Annotated in this window: 25 protein-coding genes; 19 read left to right on the top strand and 6 right to left on the bottom strand. The window is 69.0% G+C overall.

Annotated features, from left to right (window positions below; translation table 11 throughout):
* Positions 1–62: 62 nt before the first annotated feature.
* Complete coding sequence (locus ABZ382_RS10505) at positions 63–461, bottom strand: CD225/dispanin family protein (RefSeq protein ID WP_357086598.1); 399 nt, start codon at positions 459–461, stop codon at positions 63–65.
* 170 nt (positions 462–631) lie between these two features.
* Here ABZ382_RS10505 and ABZ382_RS10500 point away from each other — a divergent pair, with 170 nt between their 5' ends.
* Positions 632–1,006, top strand: a complete 375-nt coding sequence (locus tag ABZ382_RS10500; RefSeq protein WP_357087326.1) for a hypothetical protein — start codon at positions 632–634, stop codon at positions 1,004–1,006.
* 73 nt (positions 1,007–1,079) lie between these two features.
* Here ABZ382_RS10500 and ABZ382_RS10495 read toward each other — a convergent pair whose 3' ends face one another.
* Complete coding sequence (locus tag ABZ382_RS10495) at positions 1,080–1,844, bottom strand: IclR family transcriptional regulator (protein WP_357086596.1); 765 nt, start codon at positions 1,842–1,844, stop codon at positions 1,080–1,082.
* A 49-nt stretch (positions 1,845–1,893) separates the two neighbouring features.
* Here ABZ382_RS10495 and ABZ382_RS10490 point away from each other — a divergent pair, with 49 nt between their 5' ends.
* From ABZ382_RS10490 to ABZ382_RS10435, 12 genes are all read left to right on the top strand, one after another.
* Positions 1,894–2,133, top strand: coding sequence for a thiamine-binding protein (locus ABZ382_RS10490; protein WP_213559929.1), 240 nt, complete (start codon positions 1,894–1,896; stop codon positions 2,131–2,133).
* The gene (locus ABZ382_RS10485) at positions 2,126–2,515 is read left to right on the top strand and encodes a helix-turn-helix domain-containing protein (protein ID WP_357086594.1); all 390 of its coding nucleotides are present in this window, start codon (positions 2,126–2,128) and stop codon (positions 2,513–2,515) included. The genes ABZ382_RS10490 and ABZ382_RS10485 overlap by 8 nt, the downstream gene beginning before the upstream one ends.
* A 140-nt stretch (positions 2,516–2,655) precedes the next feature.
* Positions 2,656–3,999, top strand: coding sequence for a nucleobase:cation symporter-2 family protein (locus tag ABZ382_RS10480; RefSeq protein ID WP_357086592.1), 1,344 nt, complete (start codon positions 2,656–2,658; stop codon positions 3,997–3,999).
* A 127-nt stretch (positions 4,000–4,126) separates the two neighbouring features.
* Positions 4,127–4,624 carry a 2-oxo-4-hydroxy-4-carboxy-5-ureidoimidazoline decarboxylase gene (uraD, locus tag ABZ382_RS10475; protein ID WP_357086590.1) on the top strand — a complete coding sequence of 166 codons (498 nt, stop codon included), beginning with the start codon at positions 4,127–4,129 and terminating at the stop codon, positions 4,622–4,624.
* Positions 4,621–4,956 carry a hydroxyisourate hydrolase gene (gene uraH, locus ABZ382_RS10470; protein WP_357086588.1) on the top strand — a complete coding sequence of 112 codons (336 nt, stop codon included), beginning with the start codon at positions 4,621–4,623 and terminating at the stop codon, positions 4,954–4,956. The genes uraD and uraH overlap by 4 nt, the downstream gene beginning before the upstream one ends.
* 6 nt (positions 4,957–4,962) lie before the next feature.
* Positions 4,963–5,868 carry a factor-independent urate hydroxylase gene (pucL, locus tag ABZ382_RS10465; RefSeq protein WP_357086585.1) on the top strand — a complete coding sequence of 302 codons (906 nt, stop codon included), beginning with the start codon at positions 4,963–4,965 and terminating at the stop codon, positions 5,866–5,868.
* Positions 5,869–5,914: 46 nt separating this feature from the next.
* A complete protein-coding gene (locus ABZ382_RS10460; RefSeq protein ID WP_357086583.1) occupies positions 5,915–7,321 on the top strand; it encodes a nucleobase:cation symporter-2 family protein in 1,407 nt (468 codons plus the stop codon).
* Positions 7,322–7,503: 182 nt separating this feature from the next.
* Positions 7,504–8,325 (top strand): TIM barrel protein, encoded by an 822-nt coding sequence (locus ABZ382_RS10455; RefSeq protein ID WP_357086581.1) that lies wholly within the window; start codon positions 7,504–7,506, stop codon positions 8,323–8,325.
* A 40-nt stretch (positions 8,326–8,365) separates the two neighbouring features.
* Positions 8,366–9,256 (top strand): 2-hydroxy-3-oxopropionate reductase, encoded by an 891-nt coding sequence (locus ABZ382_RS10450; protein ID WP_357086579.1) that lies wholly within the window; start codon positions 8,366–8,368, stop codon positions 9,254–9,256.
* Between the two features lie 2 nt (positions 9,257–9,258).
* A complete protein-coding gene (gene gcl / locus ABZ382_RS10445) occupies positions 9,259–11,037 on the top strand; it encodes a glyoxylate carboligase (RefSeq protein ID WP_357086577.1) in 1,779 nt (592 codons plus the stop codon).
* 9 nt (positions 11,038–11,046) lie between these two features.
* Positions 11,047–12,219, top strand: a complete 1,173-nt coding sequence (locus tag ABZ382_RS10440) for a glycerate kinase (protein WP_357086575.1) — start codon at positions 11,047–11,049, stop codon at positions 12,217–12,219.
* Complete coding sequence (locus tag ABZ382_RS10435) at positions 12,216–13,073, top strand: fumarylacetoacetate hydrolase family protein (protein WP_357086574.1); 858 nt, start codon at positions 12,216–12,218, stop codon at positions 13,071–13,073. Before ABZ382_RS10440 ends, ABZ382_RS10435 begins: the two co-directional genes overlap by 4 nt.
* Before the next feature lie 127 nt (positions 13,074–13,200).
* Here the strand turns inward: ABZ382_RS10435 and ABZ382_RS10430 are convergent, their stop codons facing one another.
* A complete protein-coding gene (locus ABZ382_RS10430; RefSeq protein WP_357086573.1) occupies positions 13,201–13,992 on the bottom strand; it encodes a VOC family protein in 792 nt (263 codons plus the stop codon).
* A gap of 250 nt (positions 13,993–14,242) precedes the next feature.
* Between ABZ382_RS10430 and ABZ382_RS10425 the strand changes: the two genes are divergently transcribed.
* From ABZ382_RS10425 to ABZ382_RS10410, 4 genes are read left to right on the top strand one after another with little or no spacing between them, the layout of a single operon-like run.
* Positions 14,243–14,920 carry a VC0807 family protein gene (locus tag ABZ382_RS10425; protein ID WP_357086572.1) on the top strand — a complete coding sequence of 226 codons (678 nt, stop codon included), beginning with the start codon at positions 14,243–14,245 and terminating at the stop codon, positions 14,918–14,920.
* Entirely contained in the window at positions 14,913–15,572 is a 660-nt protein-coding gene (locus tag ABZ382_RS10420; protein WP_357086571.1) for a TMEM175 family protein, read from the top strand. Before ABZ382_RS10425 ends, ABZ382_RS10420 begins: the two co-directional genes overlap by 8 nt.
* Before the next feature lie 37 nt (positions 15,573–15,609).
* On the top strand, positions 15,610–16,110 hold the full coding sequence (locus tag ABZ382_RS10415; protein WP_357086570.1) for a VOC family protein: 501 nt from the start codon (positions 15,610–15,612) through the stop codon (positions 16,108–16,110).
* Entirely contained in the window at positions 16,107–17,564 is a 1,458-nt protein-coding gene (locus ABZ382_RS10410) for an FAD-binding protein (protein WP_357086568.1), read from the top strand. The genes ABZ382_RS10415 and ABZ382_RS10410 overlap by 4 nt, the downstream gene beginning before the upstream one ends.
* Here ABZ382_RS10410 and ABZ382_RS10405 read toward each other — a convergent pair.
* From ABZ382_RS10405 to ABZ382_RS10395, 3 genes are all read right to left on the bottom strand, one after another.
* Positions 17,540–18,769, bottom strand: coding sequence for a DUF4132 domain-containing protein (locus tag ABZ382_RS10405; RefSeq protein WP_357086566.1), 1,230 nt, complete (start codon positions 18,767–18,769; stop codon positions 17,540–17,542). The two genes, ABZ382_RS10410 and ABZ382_RS10405, sit on opposite strands and share 25 nt — an antisense overlap.
* Positions 18,770–18,896: 127 nt before the next feature.
* Entirely contained in the window at positions 18,897–19,496 is a 600-nt protein-coding gene (locus ABZ382_RS10400; RefSeq protein WP_357086564.1) for a TetR/AcrR family transcriptional regulator, read from the bottom strand.
* A 154-nt stretch (positions 19,497–19,650) separates the two neighbouring features.
* On the bottom strand, positions 19,651–20,271 hold the full coding sequence (locus ABZ382_RS10395; RefSeq protein ID WP_357086562.1) for a WHG domain-containing protein: 621 nt from the start codon (positions 20,269–20,271) through the stop codon (positions 19,651–19,653).
* Between the two features lie 76 nt (positions 20,272–20,347).
* Here ABZ382_RS10395 and ABZ382_RS10390 point away from each other — a divergent pair, with 76 nt between their 5' ends.
* Positions 20,348–21,676 carry a DUF3533 domain-containing protein gene (locus ABZ382_RS10390; RefSeq protein WP_357086560.1) on the top strand — a complete coding sequence of 443 codons (1,329 nt, stop codon included), beginning with the start codon at positions 20,348–20,350 and terminating at the stop codon, positions 21,674–21,676.
* Positions 21,677–21,774: 98 nt separating this feature from the next.
* Positions 21,775–22,461 carry a GAF and ANTAR domain-containing protein gene (locus ABZ382_RS10385; protein ID WP_357086558.1) on the top strand — a complete coding sequence of 229 codons (687 nt, stop codon included), beginning with the start codon at positions 21,775–21,777 and terminating at the stop codon, positions 22,459–22,461.
* Positions 22,462–22,498 lie beyond the last annotated feature (37 nt).

The following is a 22,498-nucleotide window of genomic DNA, read 5'->3' as shown; positions in this document are numbered from 1 at the left end:
CCGATCGCAAATTTTTGGAACGGAACGGGACCCGCGCTCGTCATCCGCGGGTCCCGGCCCCGTCAGCCGCGCCGCATACGCGGGCCGGGACCGCCCCAATTGTGGTGCCCGTGATGGCCGTGATGGATCAGCACCAGAATGAACAGCAGATAGAGGACGGCGAATACGACGAACAGGGCGCCACCGATCCACAGCGAGAGGATGCCGAGATAGCGGGCTCGGCCGGAGGCGTACCGGGCACCCTCGACATCGCCGTCACTCCACAGCGGGGACACATTGAGTGCGTGGGTGAACGCGGAGAACGACAGGGGCCAGAAGAACAGGAGGGCGGCGACGGCCCAGCCGATATTGTGCGGCGGACGTGTCGCGGGCTTCGGAGTGTTTGCGGTGTCGGCGGCCGGGGTGGGGAGCTCGGTGGTTCGGGGCTCCTCCGGGGCGGCGGCCGAGTCGGGTGTCGTCATGGCAGAATCCTTTTCGAATTGCCTGGTCCGCGAGGTTTCGCGGACCCTGTCTGGTCGATTACGACACCGCAGTCTGGTAATCGGCCGTGAACCATCGGTGAGATCACTGCGTAGGAGATTCGACGATGACGTTTGCTCGCAAGATCGCTGTTTTCGGTGCCGCGTTCGCGATGTGCGGATTGCCGGCGGTCGCGACGGCCGCGGCCGACACCGTCGCCATTCCTTTTCAAATCGATGCCGCGCCCTTCGGAAATCCGAACGGCAGTTTCGACGCCTTCCCGGCGCGCTGTGCGGCCGTACTGGGTGGAACGCCCGGGGCTGTCGTGATCACCGGCGCGAAGCCAGGTGGTTGGGGCTGCACGATTTCCACGCCGGTCCGCTGGATCAATCTGTCGACCGGTGCGACGGGTGTGGTTGTGCTGTCCGACGGCCTGAACGGAATCCCCTCGGCCGCGACGATCAATTCCGGCCCGGGGCGGGTGGCGGTGCTGCTCGCGCCCGGCGGCACCTACACGCCGGGTTTCGCGACATTCGACGTGCAATAGCACCGCCGCGCGAAACAACACCGCCACACGAAAACTGTGGGTACGGTCCTGAATTCGTTGAGTCGTCGGGGCGCTACCGGAGGTCGTCGGACAGCGCCGCCGCCACCTCGGTGAGCAGCGGCGCGGCGCGCTCGACGAGTTCCTCGGTCATGCGGCCCACCGGGCCGGATACCGAAATGGCCAGCCGGGCCGGGGCTTTCGGGACGGCGACGGCGACACACCGCACGCCCAGCTCCTGCTCGCCCTCGTCCATGGCGTAGCCGGTCCGGGCGGCCTGCTCGAGCTGGCGCGCGAATTCCTCCGGGTCGGTGATGGTGGTGTCGGTGTAGCGGGGCATTCCGGTGCGCCGCAACAACTCTCGGGTCAGGTCCGGCGGGGATCCGGCCAGGATCGCCTTGCCGACGGCGGTGCAGTGGGGCAGGACGCGGCGTCCCACCTCGGTGAACATCCGCATGGAGTGGCGCGACTGCACCTGTGCCACATAGACGATCTGGTCGCCGTCGAGCATGGCCATGTTCGCGGATTCGCCGAGCTCGTCGACCAGTCGCGCCAGGTGCGGGCGCGCGAGGACGGACAGCATCTGGGAGGAGCTCTCGCCGAGTTTGATCAGCTTGGGGCCGAGTACGTACTTGCGGGACGGCTCCTGGTGCAGGTAGCCCAGGTCGACCAGGGTGCGGACCAGTCGGTGAATGGTGGGCAGCGGTAGCCCGGATTCGGTGGCCAGCTGGGACAGGCCCATCATGCCGCCCTCGTCGGCCATGAGTTCCAGTAGTCCGAACGCGCGCTCGATGGATTGCACACCCCCGGAACTGCCCTTCGGCTGCTTCGCTGCGGGCACCCCGGTCCTCCTTAGTTTTTCCGAATGCCGGAATAGTAGCCTGGGGCGCATGCGGCTACGCGCGGAGTTCACGACCGAACCGTTCCACGGCGAAGGGGAGGCCCCGCCGCATGCCCTGGCGGCGCTCGAGCTCGCCGAATCGGCCGGTCTGGAATGCGATTTCGGTCCGCTCGGCACCTCGGTGGCCGGGTCGGACGAGCGGCTGCTGCCGGTGCTGGGCGAGATCATGGTGACCGCCTTCGCGCACGGCGCGACCCGGGTCACCATGCAGGTCGAGCAGGATGACTGAACATTCGCCCGTGGACGCGTCACACCCGGTCCTGGTGACCCTCGCGCCCCTGCTGGAGAAGACCGGCGGCCGGCTGGTGTCCGCCGGTGAGGCCGCCGCCGACGACGTCCCACTGGTCTGGGAGGGCGAGATGCTGGCCTGCGTGCGTTTCGGTCAGCCGGAGGCCGACAGCCTGGGCGGCCTGGAACGATTGCTCGACGAGGTGGCCGGTGAATTGGGCGGCCCGCTCGCCGAACTGCCGCGCGCCGAGAAGCAGCGTGCCGTGCGATTGCTGGAGGAGCGCGGCGCGTTCACCTTCCGCAAGTCCGCGGAGACCGTGGCGGCGGCGCTGGGCGTCACCCGCTTCACGGTCTACAACTACCTCAACCGCGAGCGCGCCTGATCGGTCCCGCGGCGCGGGTCATGGCGCTGACCGGGGATCTCTGTATATCTTCAACGAACTGTTGACGACCAGTGTGGCCCATGCCACTCTTCTCGGCTAGCGGAATGACCCTTCCGCGATCCGAGAGAGGCTGCGTTCCCATGGAAACAGAAGCGCCGGAACGACATCCGGTCGACGTCATCCCACCGCCCTGGCAGCTGGTCGCCGGCGGCCTGCAGCACATCGCCGCCATGGTCGCCGGAGTCGTGGCGCCCCCGCTGATCGTCGGCGCGGCCGTCGGGCTGGGGACCGGCGACACGGTCCTGCTCATCACCGCGAGCCTGTTCACCGCGGGCCTGGCCACCCTGCTGCAGTCGCTGGGCTGGTGGAAGTTCGGCGCGCGGCTGCCGCTGATCAATGGCGGCTCCTTCGCCGCGGTCGGCCCGATCCTGGCCATCGCCAAGGACGCCGCGCCGGGGGAGGCGCTGCCGGTGATCTTCGGCGCGACCCTGGTGGCGGGCATGCTGGCGGTGTTCGCCGCGCCGTATTTCTCACGGCTGCACCGGTTCTTCCCGCCGATCGTGGGCGGCACCGTCATCTCGTTGATCGGGTTGTCGCTGCTGCCGGTCGCGCTCGGTTGGATCAGCGGCGCGGGGGAGGGTGCGATGGGGGAGGCGCACGTGCCGTCGAAGAACCTCCTCGTCGCCGCGATCGCCCTGGTCGTGGTGCTGTTGTGTCATCGCTTCCTGACAGGGTTCGGGCGGCAGCTCGCCCTCTTGATCGGACTGGTCGCCGGGTCCTTGGCGGGATGGCCACTGGGACTGCTGGATACAGGACCGGTGCGCTCCAGCGCGCTGGTCGGCTTCATTCCGCCGCTGCACTTCGGCGTGCCCCAGTTCCAGATCGGCGCGATCGTCTCGCTGTGCATCGTCATGCTCGTGGTGATGACCGAGTCCACCGCGACCATGATGGCGCTCAGCGAGATCGTGGACCGGCCCGTGGAGGAACACCATCTGGCGGGCGGTCTGCGAGCCGCCGGACTGGGCACCATGCTGGCCTCGGTGATGGGCGGATTCGCGTGCGGCGCTTTTGCTCAGAACGTCGGCCTGGTCGCGCTGACCAGGATGTACAGCCGGTTCGTGGTGGCCGCCAGCGGTGCGCTGCTGGTGCTGCTGGGCCTCTTCCCGGTGGCGAGCGCGGTGGTCGAGCTGGTGCCCAAACCGGCGCTGGGCGGGACGGGACTGGTGTTGTTCGGGACCGTGGCCGCCAGTGGCATCCGCACCCTCGCCAAGGCCGATCTCGGCGACCCGATCAATTCGCTCATCGTGGGCGTCTCGCTGTTCGTCGGCATGACCCCGACGGTGGCCCCGTCGTTCTATGCCGGTCTGCCGGGCCCGATGTCGATCATCATGGCGTCCGGAATCAGTGCGGGCTGCCTGACGGCCCTGGTGCTGCATCAGCTGTTCCGCTCGCGCACGACCCCCGCCCTGGCACCCTCAGCCTGAGCCAAACCAGCGCCCTGACCTGCGGACCGTGTATATTTTCAACAAACTGTTGACGAGTTGTTGTGGCCCGTGACACTCTTCTCGGGTGGCGGAATCACCCTTCCGTCATCCGAGAGAGGTAGCGCCGATGGTGACGTTGAGCGAATTCAATTCGACAGCCGGTGAACGACTCCGGCCGGATCTGCTGACCTGCTGCGACGTGCCCGAATGGGCCGACGCCGTGCTGGCGGACCGGCCCTACGCCGATATCGACGGCGTGCTCGCGCGAGCCGACGAACTGGCCGCCGGATTGTCCGGCGCCGACGTGGACCGCGCCCTGGCCGCGCACCCCCGGATCGGCGAGCGGGTCACCGGCACCGGCACCGGATCGGCGTGGTCCCGCCAGGAACAGGCCGGGGTCGGGCAGGACGTGGCCATCGCCGCCCAGTTGCTGGACGGAAACCGCGCCTACGAGAAGCGATTCGGCCGGGTCTTCCTGATCTGCGCCACCGGCCTGTCGGCCGAGCAGATCCTCACGAACCTGCACGAGCGCCTCGCCAACGACGATGCCACCGAGGCGGCCGTGGTGGCCGGAGAATTGCGCAAGATCGCCGTCCTGCGCCTGCGAAAGGTCTTCGAACAATGAGCACCATTACGACGCACATCCTGGATTCCGCGCTCGGCAAGCCCGCCGCGGGCGTCCCGGTCCGGCTCGAACACCTCGGCCCCGAGACCCGGGTGCTGGCCGAGGGCAAGACCGATGACGACGGCCGCATCCGCGACCTCGGCCCCGAGGGGCTGGCGGCGGGGCACTACCGGCTCACCTTCGATATCGAGTCCTATTCCGCCGCAACGCGACAGACCTACTTCTATCCCACGGTGTCGATCACGTTCACCGTGGCGGGCGAGCCGGGCGAGCACTACCACGTGCCCCTGCTGATGAGCCCCTTCGCCTATTCCACCTATCGAGGAAGCTGAACTCCTATGGCAATCAAGCTGGGACAGAACCAGTACGGCAAGGCCGAGAACCGGGTCGTGCGCGTCTACCGCGACACCCCGCGCCACCAGATCCGCGACCTGAACGTCTCCTCGGCGCTGCGCGGCGACTTCGCCGACGCCCACATCACCGGCGACCAGGGCGACGTGCTGCCGACCGACACCCAGAAGAACACCGCCTTCTCCTTCGCCAAGGAGAAGGGTGTGCACTCCATCGAGGAGTTCGGTCTCACCCTCGCCGACCACTTCATCTCCCGCGCCCCCACCGCCACCGGCGCGCGCGTCGAGATCGAGGAATACGCCTGGGACCGCATCGAGGTCGACGGCTCCGGCCACGACCATTCGTTCGTGAAGTCCGGTCAGGGCATCCGCACCACCGTGGTGAACGTCGACGGCGTCGGCCCGGATCGGGTGGCGCACGTGGTATCCGGCGTCCGCGACCTCACTCTGCTCAAGACCACGGGCTCGGAGTTCCACGGCTTCTTCAAGGACAAGTACACCACCCTGCAGCCGACGAACGACCGCATCATGGCGACCTCGCTGGTGGCCAAGTGGCGCTACAACCACACCGATGTCGACTGGGACAAGACCTACGACGCCATCCTCAAGACCATCCTGCGGCAGTTCGCCGTGGTGCACTCCTTCGCGCTGCAGCAGACCCTGTACTCCATGGGCCGCGCCGTGCTCGAGCAGTTCACCGAGGTCGCCGAGATCCGTTTCTCCGCACCGAACAAGCACCACTTCCTGGTGGACCTGAGCCCGTTCAACGTCGAGAACCCGGGCGAGGTCTTCATCGCCGCGGATCGCCCCTACGGCCTCATCGAGGCCACCGTCGAGCGCGACGACGCTCGTGAGTCCGGCAACGCCTGGCTCGCCACCCCCGGCTTTTGCTGACCAGGCAGAGCCTGATCCCCCTCTTCCTGATCTAGGAGGTGCGGCGATGGGTGATGACCAGAGCCGCGTGTCAGTGACCGTCACCCGACCCGAGGATGCGCGACATTCGTTGGGGCAGTTGGCGATCTACGGAACTCAGCACATTCTGACGATGTACGGCGGCGTGATCGCGCCGCCGCTGATCGTCGGCGGTGCGGCCGGGCTCTCGGTGTCGGACATGGCGCTGCTGGTGACAGCGGGCCTGTTCGTCTCCGGCCTGGCGACCCTGCTCCAGACCCTGGGCATCGGGCCGATCGGCTCCAGATTGCCTATCGTGCAGGGCATTTCGTTCGCGAGCGTCTCGACGATGGTGACCATCGCGAGCGACGGCGGACTCCGGCCGGTATTCGGGGCGATCATCGTCGCCGGACTGATCGGCCTGGTGTTGTCCAGCTTCTTCGCCAAGCTGGTGCGCCTGTTCCCGGCCGTGGTGACCGGGACGATCATCACGGTGATCGGGCTCTCGTTGCTGCCCACCGCGTTCCGGTGGGCGATGGGCAACAATCCGAAGGCCGCCGACTACGGATCGATGGGCAATATCGGTTTCGCCGGGCTCACGCTGCTCATCATCCTGGTGATCAGCCGGGTGTTCCAGGGCGCGATCTCGCGGCTGTCGATCCTGCTGGGCCTGGCGGTCGGCACGGTCATCGCGCTGCTCACCCATCACGCCGACTTCGGTGCGGTGAGCACGGCGAAAATCGTCGCGCTGCCGCCGATCCTGCACTTCGGCGGGCCGACCTTCGAGGTCGGGGCGATCGTGTCCATGACCATCGTGGTGCTGGTGATCATGACCGAGACCACCGCCGACATCCTCGCCATCGGCGAGATCGTCGGCACCGAGGTGGATTCGGCGCGGGTGGCGGCCGGCCTGCGGGCCGACATGCTGTCCACCACGGTCGCGCCGGCGTTCGGCAGCTTCCCGTGCAGCGCTTTCGCACAGAACGTGGGGCTGGTGGCGCTGACCGGCATCAAGAGCCGATTCGTGGTCGCCGCGGGCGGTTTGGTGCTGGTGCTGCTGGGCCTGTTCCCGGTGGTGGGCGCGGTGGTGGCCGGGATCCCGTATCCGGTGCTGGGCGGTGCGGGCATCGTGCTGTTCGGATCGGTGGCGGCGAGCGGCATCCGCACGCTGGCGCGGGTGGATTTCACCGACAACCTGAACATGGTCATCGTCGCGGTGGCTCTGGGCGTCGGCCTGATTCCCATTGCGGCGCCGACGTTCTGGGACAAGTTCCCGACCTGGCTCGGGGTGATCATGCACTCCGGGATCAGTGCCACCGCCGTGGTGGCGATCGTGTTGAACCTGGTGTTCAACGAGATCACGCGCGGAAACAAGGCGGGCGCTTCGGTATTCGCCGCGGTCGAGGATCGGAAGGACGATCTGGGCGAACGCCTGGACGACGACATCCGCGACTGAGTCGAGCGAGATCCGCGCCCGATTCCGCAACTTCGTATATTTCCCGCTCTACCGGCCGGTAGCTCCCGGAACTCTCTTGACGGGCTTGTTCCGGGAGCTCTAGCATTTTCATATCCCGAAAAAACATTTCCGCATTATGGAAAACAGCGGAGAACCTGCGGGAACGACTGGAGGGATTCCTGATGACCCACACGCTGAACTACGCCGTGAACTGCTCGCTGCTGTTCACCGAGCTGCCCATCCTGGAGCGCCCGGAAGCCGTGCGCCGGGCCGGATTCGACGCCGTCGAGTTCTGGTGGCCCTTCGCCGAGGCCGTCCCGTCGGACCGGGACGTGGACGCCTTCGTCGCCGCGGTGCAGGACGCCGGAGTGCAGCTGATCGGCCTGAACTTCTTCGCCGGTGACATGCCCGGCGGCGACCGCGGCTTGGTCTCCTGGCCGGCTCGCGCCACGGAGTTCACGGACAATATCGATGTCACCGTGGGCATCGGAGAGCGCCTGGGCGCCAAGGCTTTCAACGCCCTGTACGGCAACCGCGTCGACGACACCACCGCCGAGCGGCAGGACGAGCTGGCGGTCGAGAACCTCTCCGCCGCGGCCCTGGCCGCCGCCCGCATCGGGGCCACCGTCCTCGTCGAACCCGCCTCCGGCGCACCCCGTTACCCGCTGCTGACCGCCGCCGACGGTCTGGCCGTCATCGACAAGGTGCAGGCGCACTCCGGGGTATCGAACATCGGCCTGCTCGCCGACCTCTACCACCTCGCCGTCAACGGCGACGACGTGGACAAGGTGATCGCCGAGCACACCGACCGAATCGCCCACGTGCAGATCGCCGACAACCCCGGCCGCAACGAGCCCGGCACCGGCGAACTCCAGCTCGAACTCCAGCTCACCGATCTCGCCGCGCGCGGCTACCGCGGCTGGGTCGGCCTCGAGTACAAGCCCTCCGGTCGTTCCGAGGACGCCTTCGAATGGCTGCCGCGCGTGCGCCGCGTCGCCAAGTAGACCGAAAACTATTGACAGACAACCACTTAGGGAACAGATCATGACCAACATCGCTTTCATCGGCCTCGGCATCATGGGCAGCCCGATGGCCGTCCACCTGCAGAACGCGGGCCACTCGGTCAAGGGCTTCGACCGCAACCCGGCCCAGGCACAGCCGCTGGTCGACGCGGGCGGCCGGGCCGTCACCTCCATCGCCGACGCCGTGCGCGGCGCCGACGTCATCGCCGTGATGGTGCCGGACTCCCCGCACGTGCAGGAGGTCCTGGCCGGGGAGAAGGGCGTTTTCGAGACCGCCGAGCCCGGCGCGCTGATCATCGACTTCTCGTCCATCCGCCCGGACGTCACCCAGGAGCTGGCCAAGCAGGCCGCCGAGCGCGGCTTCCGGCTGCTCGACGCCCCCGTCTCCGGTGGTGAGCCGGGCGCGGTCAACGCCACCCTGTCCATCATGGTCGGCGGTTCGGCCGAGGACTTCGCCTCCGCCCAGCCGCTTTTCGACAAGGTCGGCAAGACCGTCGTGCACGTGGGCGCCAATGGCGCGGGCCAGACCGTGAAGGCCGCCAACCAGCTCATCGTGGCCACCAATATCCAGGCCGTGGCCGAGGCCGTGGTCTTCCTCGAGGCCTACGGCGTCGAGCTGGGCCCGGCGCTGGACGTGCTCGGCGGCGGCCTGGCCGGTTCGGCCGTGCTGAACCAGAAGCGCGACAAGATGATCAACCGCGAGTTCGCGCCCGGCTTCCGCATCGACCTGCACCACAAGGACATGGGCATCTTCACCACCGCCGCCCGCGAGGCCGGTCTGGTGACCCCGGCCGGCTCGCTGATCGCGCAGCTGGTCGCCTCGGCCCGCGCCAACGGCGACGGCCACCTGGACCACTCTGCCCTGCTGCGCGGCGTCGAGCGCCTGAGCGGCACCCTGGACAAGGAGAACTGAGCATGGCGCGCATGCGCACCGTCGACGCGGCGGTCCTGATCCTGGAGAAGGAAGGGGCCACACAGGCTTTCGGCCTGCCCGGCGCCGCGATCAACCCCTTCTACAGCGCCATGAAGGCGCACGGCGGCATCAAGCACGTGCTGGCCCGCCACGTGGAAGCCGCCTCGCACATGGCCGAGGGCTACACCCGGGCCCGGCCCGGCAATATCGGCGTCTGCATCGGAACCTCCGGTCCCGCGGGCACCGACATGGTGACCGGTCTGTACGCCGCCTCCGCGGATTCCATTCCGATCCTGTGCATCACGGGCCAGGCGCCCGTGGCCAAGCTGCACAAGGAGGACTTCCAGGCCGTCGACATCGCCTCCATCGCCAAGCCGCTGGCCAAGTGGGCGCACACGGTGCTCGAGCCCGCGCAGGTGCCGGGCGCGTTCCAGAAGGCGTTCTGGCTCATGCGCGAAGGCCGTCCGGGCCCGGTGCTGCTGGACCTGCCGATCGACGTGCAGCTGGCCGAGATCGAGTTCGACATCGAGACCTACGAGCCGCTGCCGGTCGTGCGCCCCGCCGCCACCCCGGCACAGGCCGCCAAGGTGCTGGCGATGCTCAACGCCGCCCAGCGTCCGCTGATCATCGCGGGCGGCGGCGTCATCAATGCCGACGCCGACGCGCTGCTGGTGAAGCTCGCCGAGCTGACCGGTGTTCCGGTGGTCCCGACCCTGATGGGCTGGGGTTCGATTCCCGACGACCACGAGCTGAACGCGGGCATGGTGGGTCTGCAGACCTCCCACATCTACGGCAACGAGTCGCTGCTGGCCGCCGATTTCGTGCTGGGCATCGGCAACCGGTGGGCCAACCGCCACACCGGGGCGCTCGACGTCTACACCAAGGACCGCACCTTCGTCCACGTCGACATCGAGCCGACCCAGATCGGCCGGGTCTTCGCACCCGACTACGGCGTCGTCTCCGATGCCGGCGCCGCGCTGGAGCAGTTCATCGCGGTCGCCGAATCCCTCGACCAGGTGGGCGGTCTGACCGACCACCGCGAGTGGGTCGAGCAGGTGCGCGCCAAGCGCGCGACCGGTCAGCGCAAGACCCACTTCGAGAACGTGCCGCTGAAGCCGGCGCGCGTATACGAGGAGATGAACAAGGCGTTCGGCCCGGAAACCCGCTACGTCACCACGATCGGGCTGTCGCAGATCCAGGCGTCGCAGATGCTGCACGTGTACAAGCCGCGGCACTGGATCAACGCCGGTCAGGCCGGGCCGCTGGGCTGGACCCTGCCCGCCGCGCTGGGTGTGGCCACCGCGGTGCGGGACGAGCCGGTCGTGGCGCTCTCGGGTGACTACGACTTCCAGTTCCTGATCGAGGAATTGGCCGTCGGCGCGCAGTTCAACATCCCGTACATCCATGTGCTGGTGAACAACTCGTACCTGGGCCTGATCCGGCAGGCGCAGCGGGCGTTCGACATGGACTACTACGTCCAGCTGGACTTCGAGAACATCAACTCGCCCGAGGTCAACGGCTACGGCGTGGACCACGTCAAGGTCGCGGAGGGACTGGGCTGCAAGGCGATTCGCGTCTTCGAGCCACAGGACATCGGTCCCGCGTTCGAGAAGGCCAAATCGCTGATGGCCGAGTACAAGGTTCCCGTCGTGGTCGAGTGCATTCTCGAGCGGGTCACCAATGTGTCCATGGGCGCGGCCGGGATCGACGCGATCACGGAGTTCGAGGAACTGGCCTCCGCCTTCGCGGACGCCCCGACCGCCACCGTTCCGCTGGACTAGAGGATTCCCATGGCTCGTGTGCTGATCGCCTCCGACAAGTTCAAGGGCTCGCTGACCGCGGCGCAGGTCGGGGCCGCCGTGCGAGCCGGAATCCGGCGCGGGCGACCCGACGCCTCGGTATCGGTGGTGCCCGTCGCCGACGGCGGTGACGGCACCGTCGCCGCCGCCCTCGCGGCCGGGTTCGACGCGGTCCCGCTGACCGCCTCGGGCCCGACCGGGGAACCGGTGCTGACCGCCTATGCCCGCCGCGGCGACCTCGCCGTCGTGGAAATGGCCGACGTGTCCGGACTGGTGCGGCTGCCCGAAGGCCGCCCGCACCCCATGACCGCCACCAGCCGGGGCACCGGCGAGGTGATGGCGGCGGCGGTGGCGGCCGGCTGCCGCCGCATCGTGCTCGGGATCGGCGGCAGCGCCGGAACCGACGGCGGCGCAGGACTGTTGGAGGCGCTCGGCGCCCTGCTGCTGGACGACGAGGGGCGACCCATCGGCGACGGCGGGGCGGCGCTCACCCGGGTGCACTCCATCGACCTGACCGCCCTGCGCGAGCGGATGGCCGGCGTCGAGGTCATCGTGGCCTGTGACGTCGACAATCCGCTCACCGGGCCCTCCGGGGCCGCCGCGGTCTACGGACCGCAGAAGGGCGCCGATCCGGCCCAGGTCGCCGAGTTGGACGCCGCGCTCGGGCAGTGGGCGCGGCGGCTGGCCGACGAACTCGGGTCGGATCGGCGCGACGTGGCGGGGGCCGGCGCCGCGGGGGGCGTCGGATTCGCCGCGCTCGCGGTGCTCGGCGCGACCCTGCGGCCCGGTATCGAATTGATGCTGGAACTGGTCGGTTTCGACGAACGACTGGCCGGGGTCGACCTGGTCGTCACCGGTGAGGGCAAGCTCGACGAGCAGACCCTGCACGGCAAGGCGCCCGCCGGTGTCGCCGCGGCCGCGCGGGCGGCGGGGGTGCCCGTGGTCGCGGTGTGCGGCCGGAACACCTTGCCGCCGGAGCGTTCTCACGCGGCCGGTTTCGCGGCGGTGTATTCGCTGCTCGAGATCGAGCCCGACGAGCAGCGCTGCCTGAGCGCCGGGTTGATGTTGTTGCAGCAGTTGGGCGTTCGCATCGCGGACGAGTACCTGCCGGGCGGTCGCCGCGTGGCCGCCACGGTATCCGAGCAGTCCGGAGGCGACGCGTGAAACTTCTGCGAGTAGGACCCAAGGGGTCCGAGCGGCCCGCGGCCATCGACGAGCACGGCGTGCTGCACGACGTGTCCGCGGTGACCGCCGACATCGACGGGGCGCTGCTGGGCGATCCGGTCGCGCTCGGCGCGATCCTCGGGGCGCTGGCCTCCGGCACGCTGCCCGAGGTGGACCCCGCCGCGCGGATCGGGGCGCCGATCGCCCGGCCCGGCAAGGTGATCGGCGTCGGCCTCAACTACACCGACCACGCCGCCGCCATCGGCGCGGCCATTCCGGAACGGCCCGTCGTCTTCCTCAAGCCCGGCACCACGGTGAGCGGTCCCTACGACGCCATCGAACTGCCGCGTGACAGCGCCACCACCGACCACGAGGTGGAGCTGGGCGTGGTGATCGGCCGCCGCCTGCGCGACTGCCCCGACGCCGCCACCGCGCTGGGGGCGGTGGGCGGCTACGTCACCGCCAACGACGTCACCGAACGCGATGGCATCGCGGGCGAACCAACCTGGGTGAAGGGCAAGTCCTTCGACACCTTCACCCCCATCGGGCCGTGGCTGGTCACACCCGACGAGATCGCCGAACCGCAGGCGCTGAGCCTGCAGCTGTGGGTGAACGGGGAACAGCGGCAGGCGGGTTCGACCGGCGACATGGTGGCCGGGGTCGGCGAGGTGCTGCGCTACCTGAGCACGCTGATGACCCTGGAACCCGGCGATCTGGTGCTCACCGGCACGCCCGCGGGCGTCGCGGTCGGCCGCCCGGAGCCGAAACCCTATCTGCGCGACGGCGATGTCGTCGTCGCGGAAGTGGCCGGACTGGGCAGGCAGCAGACCCTGGCGACGGGGGTCCGCGGCTGAACCCGCTGCGGTGACAGACTTCCCACGACGACGCCGGACGCGCTGCTGGGGCGCAGACCACGTCGCCACGGGATGATTCGAACGGCCCGGTCGCTGTGGAGACCGGGCCGTTCGTCCCGTTCCGGGGTCAGGACTTGTTGCCGCCCAGGCTGAATCGCACACCGGCCGGATCGGCCACCGCCGCCAGCCGGCCGTACGGGGTGTCCTCCGGCGGGCGCACCACGCTGCCGCCCAGCTCCTGCACCTTCCGCACCGCCGCGTCCACATCCTCGACACCGAAGTAGACCGTCCAATAGCCGGGCACGCTCGGCGGCAGGAAGCCCGAGGAATCCATCACGCCACCCAGCATCGGGCTCACGGAATGGATGGTGGTGTAGCGGAATTCGGGGGTGTCGGCGATCGTGAACGGATCCTGCCAGCCGAACGCCTCGCGGTAGAACTTCAGCGCGTCGTCATAGCCGCGGGTGTGCAGTTCGAACCACGAGGGCGCACCCACATGGCCCTCCCAGTGCCCGTCGCCGACGAGGCCGCGCTGCTCGAAACCGGTCATGGTGCCCGGCTCCCACACACCGATGCCGACGCCGCCGTTGTCGCCGAACACCCCGAACTTCCCGAGCTCGGACACCGGCATCACCGGCACCACGGTCATGCCGCCCGCCGCGGTCACCTTCTCGGCCGTCCGCTCGGCGTCGGTGCTGGCCAGGTACACCATCCACTGGCTCGGTCCGCTCGAGCCGTCACTGGCCATCCCGCCCGCCACGGCCTTGCCGTCCTTGCGGAAGGTGATGTAGTTCCCGTGCTCCGGCGCGATCTCGGCCGTCCAGCCGAGCAATTCGCCGTAGAAGGCGATCGCGCCCTCGGGGTCGGTGGTGAAGATATCGGTCCAGATCGGATCGCCGGGCTGGGTTGTGTACGACATGGTCAACTCCTCGAATCGGTGTTCGCTCGGTGTTTCGGCCGCTGCGAATGGAGACGACGTTCGGCACCGGAAATCATCGCCGCCGCCCGCGCTCGACGCGCGGATGGCGGGAGACGGCGTGTCAGCCGGGACGGCGGTCGCGGCATGACAACTGTCATGGCCGGGAGGTGATGGTTGGCAGATTCGGTGCGGCGGCGGTCTCCGTAGCGTCATTCCTGTAGCGCAGAAACCGATTACAGGAGTTCGCATCATGGCTGACAACACGCTCGCCGCGCCCGCCGCCCGGCCGAATGTGCTCCGCATGCTGGCCCCCACCCTCCGCGACATCGCGGTGCCCCTCGCGGCCTACTACGCCCTGCACGCCGCCGGCTACTCCGACTTCATCGCGCTGCTGGCGGGAGCGCTGTTCTCCGGCGCCGTGGTGCTGGTCGGCGTGATCCGGGCCCGCAAGATCGATGCCCTGGCCGCGCTCATCCTCGCGGGTTTCGCCTTCGGCATCGGATCCTCGCTGATCAGCGGCGATGCCCGGATGATCATCGTCCGCGACTCGGTCACCACCGCCGCGATCGGCCTGGCCTTCCTGATCAGCGCCCTGCTCGGCAAGCCCCTCACCTACGTCGCCGCCCGTAAGGGCCTCGCCGGATCGCCCGAGCGGCTGGCCCAGCTCGACCACAAGTTCCGCACCAACCCCGTGGTCCGTCGCCTGCTGAACCGGATCGCCCTCATGTGGGGCGTCGGCCTCATGGGCGAATCGGCCCTCCGTGTGGTGCTCGTCTACCGCCTGCCCATCCACACCATGACCTGGCTGTCGAGCGTGCTGATGATCGGCGTCACGGCCGTCATGGTCATTATCACCGTGCGAACGGTCAAGCGCGTCAAGCGAATCGAGCCGACCGCCGAACCGGTCTACGCTGCGATGCATGAGTGAGGGATCGGTTCCGGAACGCACGCTCGCGGGAACCGCTCGGGTGGAAGCTTTCAGTGACGGGGTGATGGCGATTGCCATCACCCTGTTGATTTTGGAGATCCGGGTGCCCGAGCACGAGCCCGGGCGCTTGCTGCAGGCGCTCGGGCACATCTGGCCGTCGTATGTGGCGTATCTGGCGTCGTTCATGACGATCGGGGTGGTGTGGATGAACCACCACACCTTCTTCGGGCGGTTGCGGCGGATCGACCATGTCCTGCGGTGGTGGAATCTGCTTCTGCTGCTGGGGATTTCGCTGGTGCCGTTCCCGACCATGGTGGTGGCCGAGAACGTCGTGCACGGGACGCACCGGGACGCGGTGGCGGCGGTGGCGCTGTACGGGATCGTGGGGGTGCTGATGACCGTGCCGTGGGCGCCTATGTGGTGGCGGCTGGCGAAACGGCCGGAGATGCTGAAGTCCGGATTGGGGGCGGACTACGCGCGGCGGGAGAGCTGGCGGGCCTGGCCGGGAATTCTGGTCTACGCGGCGTGCATCGGGGTCGGATTCCTCTCGCCGATCGCCGCGCTGGTGCTGTATCTGCTGGTCGCGACGTTCTACGGGCTGAGCAACAAGGGGTGGACCGCGCCGTCGGAGGCCGATCCGGACGACGAATAGCCCTTGCCAAATTAAGCGATTGTGATTAACTGCCGAAGTGGACAGCACGAGCGTGGCCGATGGGCCCGTCACCCAGATCGCGTGGGTGGTCGAGGACATCGAGGCCGGGGAACGGTTCCTGACGACGATCATGGGCGTGAAGGGCTGGATGCGGATGCCCGACGTGCACTTCGGGCCCGAGAAGTGCGTGTATCGCGGCGAGGCCGCGGACTTCACGGCACACATCTCGCTCGGGTACAGCGGGGACATGCAGCTCGAACTCATCCAGCCGGTGAACGGGCGCTCCATCTACACCGAATTCCTCGAACGCGGGGGAGCGGGGCTGCACCACATCTGCCTGGAGCCCCAGGACTTCGACGCCGCGCTGAAAGACGCCGAGGCCCGGGGGATTCCGGTGGTACAACAGGGCGATATGGGCGGGCAGATGCGGTTCGCCTACCTCGACGGCGCGGACTCGGGCGTGCCGTACATCGAACTCGCGGAGATCGGGCCGAATATGCGGGCGTTCTTCGAGCAGATCAAGAAGGGTGCGCAGTGAGCACGCAGATTCCGGAAACCGTTGCGGCGGAGTCCGTTACCGAATGGTCCGACGAGGTCGACGTGGTGGTCGCCGGATTCGGCATCGCGGGCGGGTGTGCCGCGGTCGAGGCGGCCACGCGCGGGGCCCGTGTGCTGGTGCTGGAACGCGCCGGGGTCGCGGGCGGGACCACGGCGCTCGCCGGCGGGCACTTCTACCTGGGCGGCGGCACCGCCGTGCAGCGGGCGACCGGGCACGAGGACTCGGTCGAGGAAATGTACAAGTATCTGCTGTCGGTGGCGCGGGACCCGGAACCGGAGAAGATCCGCGCCTACTGCGAGGGCAGCGTCGAGCACTTCGATTGGCTGGAGAGCCTCGGATTCGAGTTCGAGCGCAGCTACTACCCGGAGAAGGCGGTCATCCAGCCCGGTACCCAGGGGCTGATGTACACCGGCAACGAAAAGGTGTGGCCCTACCGGGAACAGGCCGTGCCCGCGCCCCGCGGGCACAAGGTTCCGGTGCCCGGCGACACCCAGGGCGCGGCCATGATCATCGACCTGCTGGTGAAGCGGGCCGCCACGCTCGGCGTCGAGGTGCGCTACGAGACCGGCGTGACCAACCTGATCACCGGCGCGGACGGCGCGGTGGTCGGGGTGGAGTGGAAGAGCCTCGGCAAAACCGGTGCGGTGAAAGCGAAGTCGGTGGTGCTGGCCGCGGGCGGCTTCGTCATGAACACCGACATGGTGGCCGAGCACGTGCCGTGGCTGACCGAGAAGCCGTTCGTGCTCGGGACGCCGTTCGACGACGGGCTGGGCATCCGGCTCGGAGTGTCGGCGGGCGGCGTGACCCGCATGATGGACCAGGCGTTCGTCACCGCGCCGGTGTATCCGCCGTCGAAGCTGCTGACCGGAATCGTGGTGAACCACAAGGGTGAACGGTTCGTCGCCGAGGACTCCTACCACGCGCGCACCTCCGCGTACGTGCTCGATCAGCCCGGTGCGGTCGCCTACCTGATCGTGGACTCCGAGCACATGGAACGGCCCATGTTCCCGCTCGCGCCGTTCATCGACGGCTGGGAGACCGTGGACGAGATGGCCGCCGCGCTCGGAATCCCCGCCGAGACACTGCGATCCACGCTCGACCGGTACAACGAGAACGCGGCCCGCGGCGAGGACCCGGACTTCCACAAGGCCGCCGAATGGCTGCAACCGCAGGACCAGGGGCCGTGGGCGGCCTTCGACCTGACCCTCGGCAAAGCGCTCTACGCGGGCTTCACCCTCGGCGGGCTGCGCACCTCCGTCGACTCGGAGGTGCTGCGGGACAACGGATCACCCATCCCCGGCCTGTACGCGGCGGGCGCGACCGCCTCCACCCTGGCCCAGGACGGCAAGGGCTACTCCAGCGGCACCCAGCTCGGCGCGGGCTCGTTCTTCGGCCGCCGCGCCGGACGTCACGCCGCCAGTCGCTCCAACTGACGGATCAGCTCCGAGGCGGTCACGGCGTCGAGCGAATCGAACGTGCCGCCCCGGAGCTCCACCGAGAGCACCCGCTGCAGCTCGGGCTCGTCGCGGAAACCGCCTTCGAGCCCGGGATCCAGCGTGACGATCACCTCCCGGACCGGTCCGAACCGGCGGGTGAGGACCTCCCGCGACACCTGCCAGCCCAGCTGTTGCAGACCGAACACCCGGTCCGTGCGAATCGACCGATCGCTGAAGCGGGACAGTCGATTCGACTCCGCGTCCTCCGTCGTGAGCAGGTTGATCGGCCGTTCCAGCTGCTCGAACGGCTGCCGTAACCGATTGTCGTCGAACAGGTCCCGCCAGGCCGCGAGCGTCGCACCGAGCTGAATCGGGTGTGCCACACCCACCAACGCCTGGTCCGCGAGTTCGACCGGCTCGCCCTCGACAGTGCGCGGCACGCCTTCCTCGTCCACCCGGAACGCCCCCGTCACCTCGCCGCGGGCATCGAAGACCGCCCACACCAGCAGCCGCGCGGCCGGCCCCAGCGCGGGATCCTCGAGCACCAATCGCCGATGCGCGGCGGCCCGCCACCGCCTGCCGTCCACCATGGCCGCCTCGAGCCGCCGAATCTGATCGGTCGTCACCGACTTCGGCTCCGGCGCCCGGCGCGTGGGATCGCGGCGTGCGCCGTTCGGTGGCGCACCGCCCGGTCCCGCATCCTCGGGCACGGTCCCCAGGCGGGCGCGAACCCGTAGGCGCAGCGCGTCGGCGGCCGGCTCGGGCTCCTCGCCCGCGGTGGTGGTCCGCAGCCAGGGCGTCATCCGGCCCGATCGCGGATCGGGATCCTCCACGCGCACCGCCAGCCGGGCTTCGGCGACCTCGGCGGTGAAGGCGTGCCCGCGCTCGATCATCCAGCTGTCGATGAACCGATCGATGAACTCCTGCTCCCGCCGCGCCCCGGTCCGATAGGCGACCGCCGCGTGCTGCGCGATGGCGAAGGCGAGTGCCGCGCCCGCCGCCGTCCCCGGCCGTTCCGGCGCGCCGACGTATTCGGCGGCGGCATCGGCGAGTTCGTTCAGCCCGTCCACCCGGGCCGCCGTCAGCACGGTCTCCACCGCGGCTCGATGCCGGCGCAGCAGCTTCCGCACCGCCTCCGTGGCGTGCGGGTCGGCCCAGCGCCGCTCGTCCTCGGTCACTCCCATGATCTTGCCGTCGGGCACCGACAGATTGCGGGGTCGCTTCCGCAGCGGCCGTGCACCGGAGTCCCGACGCCGAGGGCAGGTGGCGTCGCCGGTGGTCGGAATGCACGCCGCCGCTGCGGGGGCGGCTGCGATTCCGGCGAGGCGGCTAGTCCGGGTCGCGCACGATCAGTGCGACCGTCATGGGGACGAGCACTTCGACCAGGTCGCGGACCGGGGGGCGAGGCTCGGAGAGCAGCCATTCGTGGGCGAGGCCGTTGATCGCGCCGATCAGGGCGCTGGTGGCGAGTTCGGGGGTGCCGCGCAGGGCGGCGTTCTCGCCCGCCAGCGGCTGCACGGCCAGGCGGAGGATGTCGCCCCAGCCGTGGCGGCGGGCGCGGCGGTGTTGTTCCATGCGCTCACTCACGCCGACGACCTCGACGAAGGCCACCTTGGCGCGGAACGGGTCCGAGCCGATCGAGGCCAGGAAGGCCGAGAGGGCCTGGGTCACGGTCTCGGTCGGGTCCGGATTCGGGCCCATGGCGCTCAACGCGGTGGCGAGGGCGGCGGCCGACTGGTCCTGGATCTGGTCGTAGGCCGCGACCAGCACGTCCTCGCGGGTCTGGAATTCCTCGTAGAACTGCCGTTTGGACAGTCCGGCCGCGGCGCACACATCGGCCAGCGAACAGTTGGCGTAGCCGCGCTCGCCGAAGATTCGGATGGCCGCGTCGAGGAAACGCTGCCGGCGCTCGGCTTTTCGTTCGGTCACGGCGCGTCCGCCGTACTGCCTGCCTTCGATCGTCACTGTCGTTTCTCGATCGTCACGCCTGAAAGGTTACGGGTGCGGAGGCCACCGATTTCGGGGGCGGCGGCGCGGTGCCGCGTTCGGTGAACCGCGCGTCAGCGTCGCGGACGCAAATGTTTCAGCGTCGCGGACGCAAACCGTTCAGCATGTGGGTGACCATCTCGTCGAAGAGTCCGTCCGCCTCCGCGGCGTCGACCAGCCCCGACCCGAGGATCGAGGCCAGCCCCTGCAGCGCCGCCACCGCCGACAGGCAGATGCGGCGCGGCTCGCCCGGCACCACCTCCCCGAGCGCCTGCGCGTCGGTGACCATCTCGATCGGCACGGTGAACGCGCGTTCCGCGGCCTCCCCGATGGCCGGGGTCGGGCTGTTCTTGCGGGCGAACATGAGCGCCAGCAGTTCCGGATTGTCGATGGCGAACCGCAGATAGGTGTGGGCCATGGCGCGCAGGCGTTCCAGGAAGGTGCCCGCGGCCGCCGCCTTCTCGAATCCCGCGCCGAGCCGCTCGAATCCGGCGACGGTCAGCGCGTCCAGCAGCGCCTGCTTGTCGCGGAAGTGCCGGGCGGGCGCCGCGTGGCTGACCCCGGTGTCGCGGGCCAGCTGCCGCAGCGACAGACTCTCGATTCCGCTGCCGCGCAGGGTCTCCTCGGCGCGGCGGAGGAGTTCGGCGCGCAGGTCCCCGTGGTGGTAGGAACGGGCGCGCTCGGCCACCGCCCGGGCCTTGCGCTTGGTGATGCTCATGGTGAGAGCAGGATATCGGACACACTCGGGGATGTTGGCGTTGACTACTTTGTTGTCGCTGCCTACATTCGTGCCCATGGCTACTGAGAACCCGGTCCAGCGCGCCGTACCGCTGCGCGGCTGGATCGGCCCGATGGTGGTGCTCGGCCTGCTCGCGGCCCTGATCGGCACCATGTACCTCGGCTACACCTCCGACCCGGAGAAGAACCTGCACGACTTCCCGGTCGCCCTGGTCAATCAGGACGTGGGCGACGTGATGGACGGCCGCACCGTCAATATCGGCGACCAGATCGCCGACGCGCTCACCGAGCGCATCCCGGCCGACAAGATCGACCTGCGCGTGGTCGGCATCGGCGAGGCCCGCCAGCAGCTGAGCAACGGCCAGGTCTACGGCGCCATCATCATTCCCGGCGACTTCACCAAGCGGCTCTCGATTCTCGCCGCGGCCTCGGTGGTGCCCGGTGATGTGGAACGGCCGGTCATCACCGTCCAGACCAATCCGCGCGCCGGCACCTACGCCTCCTCGATCACCCAGCGCATCGCCGATCGAGCGATGGCGCAGGTCAATTCGACGGTCGGCGCGCAGCTCACCGACCAGGTGAAGGCCAAGCTCGCACCGCAGCCGGGCGCGCCCGCCACCGAATTGTCCGGCGCGGCACGGTTGCAGCTGGCCCAGCCCATCGACGTGGTCACCAGCCCGTACCGGCCGCTCCCGGCGGGCACCGGGCAGGGCCTGTCCGCGTTCTTCTACACCCTGGTCCTGCTGTTCGCGGGCTTCAGCGGCGCGATGATCATCCACTCCATGATCGACAACGTGCTCGGTTACGTCCCAGCCGAATACGGCCCGTGGTTCCGCGCCCCCGCGCCCGCCTCGATCAGCCGCTGGCGCACGCTGCTGGTGAAGTGGGCCATCGCCGCGATCACCGCGCCGTTCCTGTCCGGCATGTTCATGGGCATCGCGCGGATATTCGGCATGCCCATCGACCAGCCGCTGCCGCTGTTCCTCTACGGCACACTGGCCATCATCGCGGTGTCGGTCACCGGGCTGTCGGTGCTGGCCGCCTTCGGCACCGCGGGCCTGCTGATCAATATGATCGTGTTCGTGGTGCTGGGCCTGCCCTCGTCCTCGGGCTCGATTCCGGTGGAAGCGATTCCGCGCTGGATCGCCTCCCTGTCGAGCTTCGAACCGATGCACCAGATCTATCTGTCGGTGCGCGCCATCCTGTTCTTCGACGGCCACCTCGAGGCCGGACTCGGCACCGGGATCTGGATGACGTTGTTCGGGCTGGCGTTCGGATCGGTGCTCGGCGCGGTCGCCACGCACCTCTACGACCTGCGCGGCCTGTACCGGCTCGGCGTGCCGCACCGGCCGGTCGCGGTCACCGTCGGCGCTGACCCACAGTGACTTTCGGCCCTGTTCGTTGTCGAGCTGTGACGGAGATACTGGCCTCGGGCACCGAATAACTCATCGCCGGGCGATGATTGTGGGGCGGTTCGATGGTGATGGCTTCGTCGCAGTTCGATCAGCTGACAGGACAGTTCCTGCGCGCCGTGCGCGACGCGGGCGGCGGATTGAACGCGGTGTGCGCCGCGTGCGTTCGGGTGTTACCGGTGCGCCGCGCCGCCATCGTGCTCGAGGAACGCGACGCGGGTATGCAACCCTGGTGCGCCAGTGACGAATTCGCCGAACGGGTGGAGCGGGCGCAGGCGACGGCGGGCGAGGGCCCCGCGGTCACGGCGGTGGCCGACGGGATGCCGGTGGTGGTCACCGATCTGAGCGCCGACTGCGAGCACTGGCCCGGCTTCGCCGAAGCGCTCTCCGGTACCCCGCTGTCGGGCTCGCTGTTCGCGGTGCCCTTGCGGCTGGGCGCGATTCGGCTCGGCGCGGTCGACCTGTATCGCGAATCCGTCGGGCGGCCCGGGCCGCGGCTGGTGTCGGCGGCGCTGCACATCGCCGATCTGGTGACCGCCAGCCTGGTGCTGGCCACCGGCGACGACGCCCGGCAATGGGCACAGCCGTTGTCCAGCAGATGGATTCACCAGGCGGCCGGCATGACCAGCGCACAACTCGGCATCGAGATCCCCGACGCCTACGCCCGCCTGCGCGGATACGCCTTCACGCATGGACTTTCGCTGGTGGAGGTGGCACGGCGGGTGGTGGAGCGCAGCATTCGGATCGAGGCCGAATGAGCGCAACTGTTCCGCGACACCCCGCCCGGCAAATACC

This window comes from Nocardia sp. NPDC005825, assembly GCF_040630175.1.
In the GTDB taxonomy this organism is placed as follows: domain Bacteria; phylum Actinomycetota; class Actinomycetes; order Mycobacteriales; family Mycobacteriaceae; genus Nocardia.
The sequence above is the reverse complement of the archived record's forward strand: the minus strand, read 5'-3'. Positions and strand labels throughout refer to the sequence as shown.

Coding starts and splice junctions, on each gene's coding strand:
- ABZ382_RS10500 (WP_357087326.1), top strand. CDS start 632: ATGTGCGGATTGCCGGCGGTCGCGACGGCCGCGGCCGACACCGTCGCC.
- ABZ382_RS10505 (WP_357086598.1), bottom strand. CDS start 461: ATGACGACACCCGACTCGGCCGCCGCCCCGGAGGAGCCCCGAACCACC.
- gcl (WP_357086577.1), top strand. CDS start 9,259: ATGGCGCGCATGCGCACCGTCGACGCGGCGGTCCTGATCCTGGAGAAG.
- pucL (WP_357086585.1), top strand. CDS start 4,963: ATGGCAATCAAGCTGGGACAGAACCAGTACGGCAAGGCCGAGAACCGG.
- ABZ382_RS10420 (WP_357086571.1), top strand. CDS start 14,913: ATGAGTGAGGGATCGGTTCCGGAACGCACGCTCGCGGGAACCGCTCGG.
- uraH (WP_357086588.1), top strand. CDS start 4,621: ATGAGCACCATTACGACGCACATCCTGGATTCCGCGCTCGGCAAGCCC.
- ABZ382_RS10480 (WP_357086592.1), top strand. CDS start 2,656: ATGGAAACAGAAGCGCCGGAACGACATCCGGTCGACGTCATCCCACCG.
- ABZ382_RS10390 (WP_357086560.1), top strand. CDS start 20,348: ATGGCTACTGAGAACCCGGTCCAGCGCGCCGTACCGCTGCGCGGCTGG.
- ABZ382_RS10430 (WP_357086573.1), bottom strand. CDS start 13,992: ATGTCGTACACAACCCAGCCCGGCGATCCGATCTGGACCGATATCTTC.
- ABZ382_RS10425 (WP_357086572.1), top strand. CDS start 14,243: ATGGCTGACAACACGCTCGCCGCGCCCGCCGCCCGGCCGAATGTGCTC.
- ABZ382_RS10385 (WP_357086558.1), top strand. CDS start 21,775: ATGGCTTCGTCGCAGTTCGATCAGCTGACAGGACAGTTCCTGCGCGCC.
- ABZ382_RS10440 (WP_357086575.1), top strand. CDS start 11,047: ATGGCTCGTGTGCTGATCGCCTCCGACAAGTTCAAGGGCTCGCTGACC.
- uraD (WP_357086590.1), top strand. CDS start 4,127: ATGGTGACGTTGAGCGAATTCAATTCGACAGCCGGTGAACGACTCCGG.
- ABZ382_RS10395 (WP_357086562.1), bottom strand. CDS start 20,271: ATGAGCATCACCAAGCGCAAGGCCCGGGCGGTGGCCGAGCGCGCCCGT.
- ABZ382_RS10485 (WP_357086594.1), top strand. CDS start 2,126: ATGACTGAACATTCGCCCGTGGACGCGTCACACCCGGTCCTGGTGACC.
- ABZ382_RS10455 (WP_357086581.1), top strand. CDS start 7,504: ATGACCCACACGCTGAACTACGCCGTGAACTGCTCGCTGCTGTTCACC.
- ABZ382_RS10450 (WP_357086579.1), top strand. CDS start 8,366: ATGACCAACATCGCTTTCATCGGCCTCGGCATCATGGGCAGCCCGATG.
- ABZ382_RS10490 (WP_213559929.1), top strand. CDS start 1,894: ATGCGGCTACGCGCGGAGTTCACGACCGAACCGTTCCACGGCGAAGGG.
- ABZ382_RS10460 (WP_357086583.1), top strand. CDS start 5,915: ATGGGTGATGACCAGAGCCGCGTGTCAGTGACCGTCACCCGACCCGAG.